The organism is Kitasatospora sp. NPDC001225, assembly GCF_053597855.1.
In genome coordinates, this window is sequence record NZ_JBSFJC010000185.1 from 1 (window position 1) to 12269 (window position 12269).

At 74.6% G+C, this 12269-nt stretch carries 10 protein-coding genes and 1 pseudogene; 5 read left to right on the plus strand and 6 right to left on the minus strand.

All coding sequences use genetic code 11. The features are described 5' to 3' along the window. The 3 genes from ACWDCZ_RS35890 to ACWDCZ_RS35900 form a co-directional block, all read left to right on the plus strand. The coding region (locus ACWDCZ_RS35890; protein WP_449818063.1) for an oligopeptide/dipeptide ABC transporter ATP-binding protein at positions 1-500 on the plus strand (500 nt) is incomplete at its 5' end. After that, positions 497-1288 carry an ABC transporter ATP-binding protein gene (locus tag ACWDCZ_RS35895; RefSeq protein ID WP_117486211.1) on the plus strand — a complete coding sequence of 264 codons (792 nt, stop codon included), beginning with the start codon at positions 497-499 and terminating at the stop codon, positions 1286-1288. The genes ACWDCZ_RS35890 and ACWDCZ_RS35895, both read left to right, overlap by 4 nt. Next, the gene (locus tag ACWDCZ_RS35900; RefSeq protein WP_449818064.1) at positions 1285-2589 is read left to right on the plus strand and encodes an NAD(P)/FAD-dependent oxidoreductase; all 1305 of its coding nucleotides are present in this window, start codon (positions 1285-1287) and stop codon (positions 2587-2589) included. Before ACWDCZ_RS35895 ends, ACWDCZ_RS35900 begins: the two co-directional genes overlap by 4 nt. On the opposite strand, the gene ACWDCZ_RS35905 is transcribed toward ACWDCZ_RS35900, so the two are convergent. Further along, the gene (locus ACWDCZ_RS35905) at positions 2579-3643 is read right to left on the minus strand and encodes an alpha/beta fold hydrolase (protein WP_449818065.1); all 1065 of its coding nucleotides are present in this window, start codon (positions 3641-3643) and stop codon (positions 2579-2581) included. The genes ACWDCZ_RS35900 and ACWDCZ_RS35905 overlap by 11 nt on opposite strands. Before the next feature lie 238 nt (positions 3644-3881). Here ACWDCZ_RS35905 and ACWDCZ_RS35910 point away from each other — a divergent pair, with 238 nt between their 5' ends. After that, a complete protein-coding gene (locus tag ACWDCZ_RS35910) occupies positions 3882-5165 on the plus strand; it encodes an amidohydrolase family protein (protein WP_449818066.1) in 1284 nt (427 codons plus the stop codon). Between the two features lie 16 nt (positions 5166-5181). On the opposite strand, the gene ACWDCZ_RS35915 is transcribed toward ACWDCZ_RS35910, so the two are convergent. Next, positions 5182-6216, minus strand: a complete 1035-nt coding sequence (locus ACWDCZ_RS35915) for a 3-oxoacyl-ACP synthase III family protein (protein ID WP_449818067.1) — start codon at positions 6214-6216, stop codon at positions 5182-5184. A gap of 646 nt (positions 6217-6862) precedes the next feature. Here ACWDCZ_RS35915 and ACWDCZ_RS35920 point away from each other — a divergent pair. Beyond that, positions 6863-7099, plus strand: a pseudogene (locus tag ACWDCZ_RS35920) (macrolide family glycosyltransferase); the annotation flags it as partial. A 135-nt stretch (positions 7100-7234) separates the two neighbouring features. Here the strand turns inward: ACWDCZ_RS35920 and ACWDCZ_RS35925 are convergent. The 4 genes from ACWDCZ_RS35925 to ACWDCZ_RS35940 all read right to left on the minus strand — a co-directional run bounded on the left by ACWDCZ_RS35925 (position 7235) and on the right by ACWDCZ_RS35940 (position 12107). Next, positions 7235-8386 carry a cytochrome P450 gene (locus tag ACWDCZ_RS35925; RefSeq protein WP_449818068.1) on the minus strand — a complete coding sequence of 384 codons (1152 nt, stop codon included), beginning with the start codon at positions 8384-8386 and terminating at the stop codon, positions 7235-7237. 301 nt (positions 8387-8687) lie between these two features. Continuing rightward, a complete protein-coding gene (locus ACWDCZ_RS35930; RefSeq protein WP_449818069.1) occupies positions 8688-11288 on the minus strand; it encodes an ABC transporter permease in 2601 nt (866 codons plus the stop codon). Continuing rightward, a complete protein-coding gene (locus ACWDCZ_RS35935) occupies positions 11285-11473 on the minus strand; it encodes a hypothetical protein (RefSeq protein ID WP_449818070.1) in 189 nt (62 codons plus the stop codon). Before ACWDCZ_RS35935 ends, ACWDCZ_RS35930 begins: the two co-directional genes overlap by 4 nt. A 178-nt stretch (positions 11474-11651) precedes the next feature. Continuing rightward, positions 11652-12107 (minus strand): hypothetical protein, encoded by a 456-nt coding sequence (locus tag ACWDCZ_RS35940; protein ID WP_074005843.1) that lies wholly within the window; start codon positions 12105-12107, stop codon positions 11652-11654. Between the last annotated feature and the right edge of the window lie 162 nt (positions 12108-12269).

Sequence of the window (12269 nt, forward strand, 5' to 3'; positions counted from 1 at the left end):
GGCTGATGGTGCGGCCCGGCCTGATCATCGCCGACGAGCCGACCACCGCGCTCGACGTCACCGTGCAGCGGCAGATCACCGGGCTGCTGTCCGAGATCCGGCGGGACACCGGCGCCGCGATCCTGTTCATCAGCCACGACGTCGCGCTCGTCGGGGAGTTCTGCGAACGCGTCCTGGTGATGTACGCGGGCACCATCGTCGAGGCCCTGCCCGCCGACCGCCTCGCCGACGGCGCCCGGCACCCCTACACCCGGGCCCTGGTCGCCTCGGTCCCGGAGCTCACCGCCGACCGCGACCGGCCGCTGCGGACCGTCGACGGCGCACCGCCCGACCCGCTGCTGCCCGCCCCGGGGTGCGCGTTCGAGCCCCGCTGCCCGCGCCGCCGGGACCACTGCGCCGAGCAGGCCCCGCCGCTGGAGGACCTCGACGCCGGCCACCTGGTCGCGTGCTGGTCCCCGGTACCGGTGGCGGCGGACCCGGAGACGGTGACCGCTTCATGACCGAACTCCAGGTGACCGGCCTCACCGTCCGCCACCCCGGCCCGCGCGGCCCGGTCACCGCCGTGGACGGCGTCTCGCTGGAGGTCCCGTCCGGTACGACGCTCGGGCTCGTGGGCGAGTCCGGCTCCGGCAAGTCGAGCCTGGCCCGCGCGATCGTCGGCCTCACCCCCGTGCACGCCGGCCGGGTCCTGCTCGACGGCCGGGAGGCCCGCACCCGCACCGTCCGCGACCGCCGCCGGCTCGGCCGCCTGGTCCAGGTCGTCCTCCAGGACCCGGACACCGCGCTCGACCCGCGGATGACGGTCCGCCAGACGCTCGTCGAAGCGGCCACCGTCTTCCGCCGGCTCGACCGGCCCGCCCGCGCCGAACGCGTCACCGAACTGCTCGGCCTCGTCGGCCTGGACCCGCGGCTCGCCGACCGGCTGCCGCGCCGGCTCTCCGGCGGGCAGCGCCAACGGGTCGCCATCGCCCGCGCCCTGGCCGTCGAACCCGGCCTGCTGATCGCCGACGAGATCACCTCGTCGCTCGACGTCTCGGTGCAGGCCTCCGTCCTCAACACGATCCGGGAACTCCAGCAACGCCTCGGCCTGTCCATGCTGTTCATCGGCCACAACCTGCCGGCGGTCTGCCACGTCTCCGACGCGGTCGCGGTCATGCGGCACGGCCGGATCGTCGAGACCGCCCCCACCGCAACCCTCCTGCGCGCCCCGCGGCACCCGTACACTCGGACGCTACTCGCCGCCGTGCCGAGCCTGCGCACGCCGCCGCCCGGGGAGGGGCCGCCATGACCGACGTTCGACCGGACGCCGTGGTCGTCGGAGCCGGGGTGATCGGCGCCGCCGTCGCCCTCGAACTCGCGCGCGCCGGGCGGCAGGTGGTCGTCGTGGACAAGGCGGGCGCCGTCGGCCACGGGTCCACCAGCGCCTCCAGCGCGATCATCCGCTTCAACTACTCCGCCTTCGCGAGCGTCGCCACCGCCTGGGAGGCGCAGCACCTCTGGACGTCCTGGCCCGACCACCTGCGGCTCACCGGCCCCCGCCCGCTCGCCGCCTTCCACCGCACCGGCGCCGTGCTGCTCGACTCCCCCGAGGTCGAACCCTCCGAGACCGCCGCCCTGTTCGAGCGTGCCGGCGTCCCGTACGAGCGGTGGGACGCCCCGACGCTGCGCGAGCGCCTTCCCGGGATCGACCCCGGACGGTACTGGCCGCCGAAGCCGGTGGACGACGACGCCTTCTTCGCCGACCCGTCCGGCGAACTCGGCGCCCTGTTCACCCCGGACGCCGGGTACGTCGACGACCCCCAGCTCGCCGCCCTGAACCTCGCCGACGCCGCGATCGGGCTGGGCGCCCGACTCCTCCTCCACCACACCGTGGTGGCCGTCGACCGGCACGCGGACCGGGTCACGGGCGTCCGCCTGGCCGACGGCTCGCGGATCGCCGCACCCGTCGTGGTCAACGCCGCCGGCCCGTGGTCGGGCGGCCTCAACCGGCTGGCGGGCGTCGGCGACGACTTCACGATCGGTGTGCGTCCGCTGCGCGAGGAGGTCCACCAGGTCCCCGCACCGGACGTCCGGACCACCGACCCCTTCCCGCTGGTCGCCGACCTCGACGTCGGCACCTACGTCCGCACGGCCCCCGGCGGGCAGCTCCTGGTCGGCGGGACCGAGCCGGACTGCGACCCGCACGAGTGGATCGACGACCCGGACGGGGCCGATCCCCGCCCCACCGCCCGGCGCTTCCGCACCCAGGTGACCCGGGCGGCGCGCCGGTTCCCCGCGCTCCGGGTCCCCAACCGGCCCCTCGGCGCGGCGGGCGTGTACGACGTCGCCGACGACTGGACCCCGATCTACGACCGCACCGCCCTCGACGGCTACTACGTGGCGATGGGCACCAGCGGCAACCAGTTCAAGAACGCCCCGCTGGTGGGCCGCTACCTCGCCACCCTGATCGACCGGGTCGAGGCCGGGCACGACCACGACGGCGACCCGGTGCACTTCCGCTGCGACCACACCGGGACCGTGGTCGACCTGGGCGCCTTCTCCCGTCGCCGCCCGGTCCGGACGGACTCCGCGCGGACGGTCATGGGCTGATCGGGGGCAGCTCGCGCACCAGGTCCCCGACCACGCCGACCACGAACTCGGGCGCCTCGTGCGGGAAGTCGTGACCCGTCCCCGCCGGTGTGTACACCAGCCTCGACGCCGTCGACGCCGCCAGGTAGCGGACCCGGCTGCGGAGGTAGAAGCGGCTGATCCGCTCGGCCTCGACCGCGTCCCGGGCACCGGCCAGCACCGCCTCGCCGCCGATCAGGTCCCGCGGTACCACCAGCACCAGCGGCAGGTCCCCGAGGTCCCCGTCGTACACCACGGTCTCCCAGCCCACCTGTGCCAGCCCGGACGGCGACAGCTCGGCGAAGATCGACGCGGCGGCGCAGCACGGCCCGGTCCGGCCGCCGGGGCCCCGGTGCGCGCCGAACAGCTGCCGCACCGCCGCCAGCAGGACGCCCCGGCGCAGCGCCGCGAGCTGCCCGTTGGGCGGGGCGAAGGCGATGACCTCCAGGGGGGTCGGGTCCAGCAGGACGAGCCCCGCCACCAGGTCCGGCCGGCGCCTGGCCACGTTCGCGACCAGCAGCCCGCCGAAGGAGTGGCCGACGAACACGAAGGGTGCCCGCTCCCCCGCCGCCTCCAGCGCCGCCGGCAGCTCCGCCGCCTCGGCGGCCGTCGTCCGGGGGAAGGGCCCGACGTCGCTCCAGCCCGTCCCCGGGCGGTCGACCAGCACCGACCGGGTCTGGGCCGACAGCATCGTGTGCAGTTCCCGGAGGTCCTCGCCGGGGGCGTGCCCGCCGGGCATCCAGACCACCGTCGGCCCCGCCCCGGCCCGCCCCTCGGCGAGGACGTGCATCCGGTGACCGCCCACGTCCACCAACCGCCCCGGCGGCGGATGCGCCCGCGCCTCCCGGGCCACCAGCACCAGGTGCCGAACGGCCCCGGCCGCCAGCAGCACCCCGACGGCCAGCGCCAGGCCAGCGAGCGCCACCGACCAGGCCGCCCCCACCGCGAGGAGGCCACCGCCCGCTGCCGCCACCGCCAGCGCGACCGGCGCCCCGATCCAGTCCCGGCTCACCACCGCGAGCAGGGAGTTCGCCATTCGTCCGTCCCGTCGCATCGGCCCTCCGCGACAGCAGCGCGTCCGACAACTGCCCCCTGGCCTTCTCTTTCCCGCCCACTCGTGCCCTCACCCTGATCAACTCCCCCACAGTCCGGCATTTCCGGGTACCCGGGCGCACCCGGGGCCGGGCCGGTCGGCTGCCGGCCGGGCACCGCCGGACCGACCCGATCCGTCCGGCCCCCTGGTCCCGGCTCCGTGACCGGCCGAAGATGGCGGCATGGGTGTCGACGGAGCGGGTGCCGGGCTGCTGGTGACGAACGTGCGCGTCTTCGACGGGACCGGAGCCGAGGCGGCGCCGGGGTACGTCCGGGTGGAGCGGGACAGGATCGCGGAGGTGGTGCTGGGCCGCCCCTTCCCGTCCGGTCCCCCGGGTGGCGCGACGGTGCTCGACGGCGGAGGCCGCACCCTCATCCCCGGGCTCACCGACGCCCACGTCCACCTGTTCGCGGCCGGCGGCACCATGGCGGAGCTCCAGCTCGCCCCGACCGGCACCGTCTACTACCAGGCCCTGGCCGCGGCCCGCTCCATGCTGATGCGCGGCTTCACCACGGTGCGGGACATGGCCGGCGACACCGAACCGCTGCGGCGGGTGCTGGACCGCGGGCTGTTCCCCGGCCCGCGGATCTACCCGAGCCAGGCGGCCGTCTCCCAGACCTCCGGCCACGGGGACTTCGGGACGGTCCACGACGCCCCGACCGCCCTGGGCGGGCCGCCGGCCCGGAGCGAGCAGCTCGGGTTCACCCGGGTGGCCGACGGGCCGGAACGGGTGCTCGCCGCGGTGCGCGAACAGCTCAGGAAGGGCGCCACCCAGATCAAGCTGATGGCCGGCGGCGGCGTCAGCTCGGAGTTCGACCCGCTGGACGTCCTGCAGTTCACCCCGGCCGAGCTGGAGGCCGCCGTCGCCGCGGCCTCCGACTGGGGCACCTACGTGACCGTGCACGTCTACACCTCCGAAGGCGTCCGCCGCGCGGTACGGGCCGGGGTGCGCTGCGTCGAGCACGGGCACCTCCTCGACGAGGACACCGTCCGCCACCTCGCGGAGCAGGGCGTCTGGCTGAGCACCCAGCCGTTCGAGGTCGACGACCACCACTACGCCTCCCCGGACAGCGCCCGCAAGAACCGCGAGGTCTGCGAAGGCGTCGCCCGCACCATCGGCTGGGCGGTGCGGCACGGCGTGCGACTGGCCTTCGGCACCGACCTGGTCTTCGACCCCGGGAAGGCCCACCGGCAGAACGAGATGCTCGTCCGGCTCGGCGAGCACCTCGGCCCGGTCGAGGCCCTGCGGACGGCCACCTCCGGCAACGCCGAGCTGTTCCGCCTGTCCGGCCGCCGGGACCCCTACCGCGCCGCACCGCTCGGCGTCATCGCGCCGGGCGCCTGGGCCGACCTCCTGGTCGTCGACGGCGACCCGACCACCGACCTGTCCGTCCTCGCCGACCCCGAACGGAACCTGCGACTGATCGTCAAGGACGGCGTCGTCCACAGGAACGAACTCGGTTGACCCCGGGGCCGGCCGGTCAGGCGTGCCGGAGGCAGAGGGTTCCCCACTGGAATCCCGCACCGATCCCGGACAGCACATAGGTGTCCCCCGGGAGCAGGGCGCCTTCGGCCATCGTGGCGTGGAGCGCGGTGAACAGCCCGGCCGACCCGGTGTTGCCCAGCCGCTCGACCGTGACGGGAACGCGCTCGCGGGGAACGCCCAGGGCGGTCATGGTCTCGGTGAGGATGTTCAGGTTGGCCTGGTGCAGGAAGAAGTGCCGGATCCGGTCGACCGGCACACCGGCACGGTGCGCGGCGCTCGCGATGCTCTCGGGCAGGCGGGCGGTGGCGGTGTTCCAGACGGCACGGCCGTCCATCCGCAGGTAGTGCTCCCCGGCGGCGACGGTGGCCGCCGTGGTGGGCAGCCGGGAGCCCCCGGCGGGGATCTGGACGCCGTAGGAGAGTTGGGAGCCCAGGTCGTAGGAGAGCAGGCCCGCTCCGGCCTCGTCGGTGCGGGTGAGCACCACGGCCGCCGCGGCGTCTCCGAAGAACACCCCGGCGGTGCGGTCGGTCGGATCGGTGATCCTGGAGGCGCAGTCGGCCGCGAGCAGCAGAACGGTGCTGATGGACGGGTTCTGCAGGAGGTGGGCGGCGATCAGCACGGCCTGGACGCCGGAGGCACAGGCCGCCTGGGTGACGTCCAGGGACAGGGCGCGGTGGGCGCCGAGGGCGTCCTTGACGATCAATGCGGTCGACAGGAGCGGCTGGTCCCCGGTGTAGGAAGCGACGATGACCGCGTCCAGCTGGGCAGGCCCGACCCCGGCGGCCTCCAGGGCCGGGTGGGCCGCGGCGACGCACATGTCGGAGGTCGCCAGGTCCGGGGCCAGCCGCCGGCGCTCACGGATCCCGGTGCGGCTGGTGATCCACTCGTCGCTGGTGTCCAGGGTGCGGGTGAGCTCCTGGTTGGTGACGACGGCCGGCGGCAGGTGCACCCCCGTCCCGGCGACGGCGAACGGCACGGGCAGGCCGGCACCGGTCTGGTGGTGCAGCGTCTGCTCCACGGTGGCGGTCACAGCAGGGTGCTCCGCCCGAATTCGATCGGTCCGCCGCGAGAGGCTCCCATGGTTCTTTTCCTTCCCCTGCCGGTCCGTCATTTTTCAGTACCGTCGCATCGTTCCACGAAACATCGGGGCCAGATCTCTCGTGGTAATCCGTAAGCGTGACGAAGCCGCCGACCAATTGACATCCAGTCGCCGTGATGTGCTATCGACCGGATTCCTGGAATGGATCCGCGCAGGAAAGATGAATACGCCGATCTCACAATTGACCATCCACTCCGAAAAGTCGTACGAAAAGAGCGCGGATGACCGATCCAACGGCGTATCGGGGGTCGCCGGCGGTGAGGACGTCGAACTGCGGGGCTCGACGGCGGCCCGGGCATCATCGCCGCCGGTGGCTGCGGCGAGTCGCGAATCTCGATGGCGTTGCGGCGCTGGTGCTGCCAGGGTGTCCCCGTGCTGACACTGACTGTGAGGCCTTCTCCACCGAGTACGGCGTCCCGCTCGGTGTCGCCGACACCATGACGATGGCGGACGGGCTCAACCTCGTGTTCGTCCCGCGGGAGTTCCAGCCGGCCGCTGACAGCTTCGACGAACGTTTTCACTTCGTCGGCCCCTCGATGGGCAGTCGCGAGCAGACCGAGCACTGGTCGCCGCCCGACTGGGCACCGTCTTCAACGGTCGCCCGGAGTTCTACCGCGCCTGTATCGACGCCATCGCCGACGGGCCCTGGCAGCTGGCGATGACCGTGGGCGATACGGATGCCGCCGTACTCGGCGCCATCCCGAGCCGGGTGGACGTCCGGTCGCGGTTCCCGCAGCTGGCGGTACTCCGCCATGCCACCGCCTTCGTATCGCACGCCGGAATGAACTCCGTTATGGAGGCGCTGCATTACGAGGTCGGCCTCGTCGCCGTCCCGCGGACACCCGAGCAGGCTGCCGACGCCGGGCGCCTGACCTCCGGGACACCGGCGTTCACGAGGACGGCTGTCCCGGAGCATCGGTGGCGGCCGGTCCGTCACCAGGCCGGTCCGTCACCAGGTGGCGGGCAGGTGCAGGGGGCTGCGGGTGGAGGTGCCGAGCCGCCATTCGATCCCGGTGGTCGGCAGGGTGAGGCGCAGGCCGGGCAGGCGGGCGGCGAGACGGTGGAGGGCGATCCGCATCTGGAGGCGGGCCAGCCACGCGCCGGGGCAGAAGTGGGGCCCGGCGCCGAAGGCCAGGGTGCCGGCTTCCAGCGGGTCGAACAGCCGGCTGAGGGAATCGGGTGGGAAAACGCCGGGGTCCCGGCTGGCGGTGGTGCGGTCGGCCGCGACGATGTCGCCGGCGCCGATGGTCACGCCGCCCAGCTCGACCTCCTCGGCGGTACGAAGGAGGCTTCCGGGGCGTTCCCTGTTGGCGCCCAGGGGGATGGTGTGCAGCAGCCGCTCCGCCGCCAGGGCGGCCGCCGCCTCGTCCGAGCCGATGCGGCTCCAGGCGTCGGGGCGTTCGGCGAGCAGGTAGAGCACCGCGTTGGCCAGCGTGGTCATGCTGGTCTCGTGTCCGGCCACCATCAACCCGCACACGAGGTTGACCAGTTGGCGCTCGGACACCTCACCCTCCCGGTCCGCGGCCCGGACGATGGCGCTGACCAGGTCGTCGCCGGGTGCGCGTCGGCGGTCGGCGAGCAGCCCGGCCACGTACGCGGTGAACTCCCGCATCGCGCGGATGACTTCGGCGGGGTCACGGTCGGCGGTGGCGAAGGCGAGTTCGGTCCAGTCCCGGACGCGTCCGAGGTCCTCGCCGGGGAGGTCCATCATCCTGGCGATCACCGCGCTCGGCAGCGGCCTGGTGTACCCGGTGACCAGATCGGCCGGGGCGCCGTGCCGCACGAGATCGTCCAGCAGCCGGTCGACCACGGAGGTCACCCACGGACGCGACCGCTCGATCGCGCCGGGGGTGAACGCCCGTTGGAAGACGCGGCGCATCCGGTGGTGCTCGATCCCGTCCTTGTGGAACATCGAGTCCCGGTCGCTGCCCAGGTTGGGCGTGTCACTCAGCGGCGGCGCGTCCGGGGCGAACAGCAGCGACCGCTTGAACCGGGCGTCCACGAGGGCCCGGCGGACGTCGTCGTAGCGCGTGACCAGCCAGATCGGAGTGCCGTTCGGCAGCTGCTCACGGCGCGGCGGCCCCACGGGCGGCAGCTCCATGCGGTGCATCGGGACCAGCCGTGCTCCGGGGACAGTGGTTGTGAGGTTCTCGGTCTGGGGCAACGGGTTCCCCCTGGGATCGTCGGATGGCTGCGGTGCGGCCAGCGGGCAGGCACCGGCGGCTCTCGGGCGGGTCACCGCCCGCCGTCGGCGTCGGACGGACGAGCACGGTGGTTCGCGGACGTCATGGTGGCGAAGCGGCAGCCGGGGCGCCAACCGGCCCGCGCAGGGTTCACCCGTCCGGCGGCAGGCGGGACGGACGTCCCGCCTCCGGTCCGACGGTTCCCCTACCCCTGTCCACCTACCGCCGGCCGCTCGCCGCGAGCGGGCGGGAGCGCAGCAGGGCGCGGGTCGGCAGGGCCGTCGCGGCGAGGCAGAGGGCCACGGCCGCGGCGGCCAGCGGCAGGGCGGTGCCGGGCGGGACGTACGGCGGGGCGTCGGCGAGGCCCCGGGCGATCGGGACCAGGGTGATCCAGGCGATCAGGCTTCCGAGCAGCAGCCCGGTCGCGGCCACCAGCAGGGCCTCCCAGCGCATCATGCCGCGTATCTGGCGGCGGGTGGCGCCGGTGAGGCGGAGCAGGGCCACCTCGCGGCCGCGGTCCAGGACGGTCATCACCAGGGTGTTGGCGGCGGTGATCGCGGCGAAGCCGCCGAGGACGGCCGCCATCACGGAGTTCGCCCAGTCGCCGGCCTCGCGCCTGCGGTCGGTCTGCGCGACGTACCCGGCGCGGTCGGCCACCGTGAGCCCTCCGATCGTGGCGGTCCCGGTGGTGGGGGCCTCGGCGGGGAGCCTCGCCAGCCGGGCGGCGACGTCCGCGCGGTCGGCTCCGGGTGCGTCCGCGACGAGCACCTGGCTGTCGTAGGCGACGGCGGCGTGTGCGGCGACGGCGGCCCGGGGCAGGATCAACTGCCCGAAGCCGAGGCCGCGTTCGTAGGTGGCGACGACCGTCAGCCGTGTCTGGGTGCCGTCGCCGAGCCAGAAGGAGGCGCGGTCGCCGACGCTGTGGCCGAGCCTGTCGGCGAGGGCCGCGTCGAGGGCGACGGTGTCCGTGCCCCGGGCGAGGTCGGCGAGCGAGCCGCTGCGCACGCCCAGGTCGAGGACCCGGGGCAGCCTCGCCGGATCGCCGGACACGCCGAGGGCGTTGGCGGAGCGGAGCTTCCCGTCGGAGCGGTAGACGGCTCCGGTGCGCAGCACGCCCACGGCGGCTTCGACGCCGGGCACTTCGGCGGCCCGTTCGGCGGTGGCGGCGGGCAGGCCGCGACCGGTGGAGCCGAGCACGTGGTCGGCGACGACCCCGGCACGCAGCTGTTCGCCGGTGGCGTGCCCGACGCTGCTCTGGATGAACAGCATGGTGCCGCAGAAGGCGCTGACCATCACGATGGGTGTGATCGCGGAGGTCAGTCGGCGGGCGTCGGCCCGGGCGTTGTCGGCGGCCAGCGATCCGGCGGTGCCGCCCGCGCCCGCCCGCAGCGGCAGGCCGAGCACTCCGGCGGCGACCCGGGCCACCCAGGGGCCGAGCAGGGCGGTGGCCACCAGGAAGCACATGACCACGCCGAGCGCGGTGTTGGCGGCGTTCTCACCGCTCAGGCCGGCGGCGACGGCGGCCAGCACGACGCCGCCCACGACGGCCGCCAGACCGAGGAGGGCCCGCACCACGCCCGCCCGGCCGGCCGGCACCGAGGCCTCTCCGAGTGCCTGGCCGGGGCGCAGGCGGGAGGGACGGTGCGCGGCGAGGTAGCCGGCGGCCAGCGCGGCCAGCGAGCAGGTGGCGACGGCGACGAGCGCGGGGACCGCTCCGACGTCCAGTTCGACGCCCTCGGGGACGGCGCCGCGGGAGACCAGTCCGTCGAACCACCAGCGGGCCAGCGCCACGCCCGGGACGAGGCCGAGCAGGCCGGCGAGGGGTGCCACCAGCATCGCCTCGGTGGCGACCGTGCGGCGGATCTGGCGGGGGGTCGCGCCGACGGCGCGCAGCAGGGCGAACTCGCGGGCCCGCTGACCGACGGCCAGGGCGACGGTGGACACCACCACGAAGACGGCCGTCATGGTGGCGGTGCCGCCGAAGGATCCGCCGATCGCGACCAGCAGCGTCCGGCTCTGCCCGAGCCCAGGCTGCTCGACGGAGCCGCGGTCCTCGCCGGTGACCACCCTGATCCCGGTGGGCGACGCCCCGGAGGCCTGCGGGCCGGCGGTGTCGCGCAGGGCCTCGCGGAGCCGGCGGGCGAGGTCCTTGGCGCCGACGCCCTCGCTCGGCTGGACGGCGATGGCGTCCACCCGGCCGGGGTGACCGGAGAGCTGCCCGGCCACCGCGTCGGCGAACCAGGCCGTCGGGCCGGCGTTCTGCGGCGCGGCCAGGCCGGAGATCCGGTAGGTGCCGCTGCCGCCGGGTGCGACCAGGGTGAGGCTCGCGCCGGGTGCCAGCCGGGCGTCCCGTGCGGTGGCGGCGTCCAGGACCACCTCGTCCGGGCCGGGGGCGCGGCCCTCGACCAGGGTGTCCGCGCCGCCGGCGATGCCGAGCGCCGCGTACCCGCGCCCGGTCAGGCCGGGTGTGGCCGGACCCGGTTGGATCGGGAAGGCGGTGTCGGGACGGGCCGCCGCGACACCGGGCAGGGCGGCGATGCGCTGGGCCAGGGCCGCGTCCACCCGGGGCCGGTCGGGCACCGGCCGGTCGACGGCCTTCTCCTTCTTGTTGACCTTGCGGACGATCCCGATGTCCGGACCGGCCGCGACGACGACCGGCGCCTGCGCGTAGCGCACCGGGGGCACGTTCGCGGTGATGCCGGTCTGCAACAGGGTGCCGCAGCCCATGATGACGGCCGCGCCGAACAGCAGGGCGACGAAGGTCCCCGCGAAGGAAGGCGGCCGGAAGCGCACCGAGGCGCGCGCGAGTCCGTTGCTCATGCCGCCGCCCCCGACGGGGCGGTGGAGCTGCCGCGGCCCGGCGCGAGGTCGACCCCGCGCACCGCGTGCACCGTCTCGCCGCCGCGCCCGTGGCCGCGCCGCACCGCGCGCGGTCCGATCGCGGGGCGGGCGGGGGCGTGAGGCTCGGGCGGTTCGTACTCCGGGCGGTGGTGGCGGGCTGCCATGGTGCTGCCATCCCTCGTGGATCGTGTCCGTCAGCGACGGGGTCCAGGCTAGGAATGGCGGGTGGGTACGAACCATGGTGGCGACCGGCGTGCGCGGGGTGGGGATAACCCCACCCCACGCGCGCGGGCCTCGGGCGGGCCGGACCGGCTCCAGCGGGCCTTGCCGCCCGGCCACGGCTCAGCCGCAGTGCTCGAAGCTGTAGCCGGTGTCACCGGTTCCGGAGAACTCGTTGTACTTCAGCCCCCCGATGAAGTCGATGCAGGCCCCCTTGGCGTACGCGTAGACCGGGCCCGCGTACTGGGTGTAGTTGCTGCCGACACCGTCCTTGATCCAGGTGCTGTCGCGGGAGCGCCGTATCTCGACGAAGATCTCGTGCTGGCCGCTGACGACCGCGTCGTTCCCGCGGGCGATCGCGCAGTTGTACCCGTTTCCGCTGTTGTAGTAGATGTCGATGAAGCCGACCACCGCGGCCACGTTGTGGATGTCGTTGATCTCCCAGCTCCGCTTGAAGTCGTACGCGCTCCCGCACTTGTTGACCCGGGCGGAGGCATGGGCCGCGCCGGCGGAGAGGCCGACCAGGCCTCCGGCGAGGACCGTGGCCGCGAGGACCGTCGCGAGACGCTTCCTGATCATCGAGAACTCCTTCGAGTGCCGGGGTTCGCAGACCGCTGCCGCGATCCGCACGGAACTTCCGGCGGCGGGTGACGCACTGCTGGATCGCCCTGGTCGTCGGGCGGTGCGTCTGCCGGCGGAGTCGGGCGGCCGACCGCCCCCGTTGTCGTCGGTCGGCCGCCC

Bases quoted from the DNA above. Each gene is read 5' to 3' on its own strand.
- ACWDCZ_RS35905 (WP_449818065.1), bottom strand. From the start codon at position 3,643: ATGGCGAACTCCCTGCTCGCGGTGGTGAGCCGGGACTGGATCGGGGCG.
- ACWDCZ_RS35925 (WP_449818068.1), bottom strand. From the start codon at position 8,386: ATGGAGCTGCCGCCCGTGGGGCCGCCGCGCCGTGAGCAGCTGCCGAAC.
- ACWDCZ_RS35895 (WP_117486211.1), top strand. From the start codon at position 497: ATGACCGAACTCCAGGTGACCGGCCTCACCGTCCGCCACCCCGGCCCG.
- ACWDCZ_RS35930 (WP_449818069.1), bottom strand. From the start codon at position 11,288: ATGAGCAACGGACTCGCGCGCGCCTCGGTGCGCTTCCGGCCGCCTTCC.
- ACWDCZ_RS35910 (WP_449818066.1), top strand. From the start codon at position 3,882: ATGGGTGTCGACGGAGCGGGTGCCGGGCTGCTGGTGACGAACGTGCGC.
- ACWDCZ_RS35940 (WP_074005843.1), bottom strand. From the start codon at position 12,107: ATGATCAGGAAGCGTCTCGCGACGGTCCTCGCGGCCACGGTCCTCGCC.
- ACWDCZ_RS35900 (WP_449818064.1), top strand. From the start codon at position 1,285: ATGACCGACGTTCGACCGGACGCCGTGGTCGTCGGAGCCGGGGTGATC.
- ACWDCZ_RS35935 (WP_449818070.1), bottom strand. From the start codon at position 11,473: ATGGCAGCCCGCCACCACCGCCCGGAGTACGAACCGCCCGAGCCTCAC.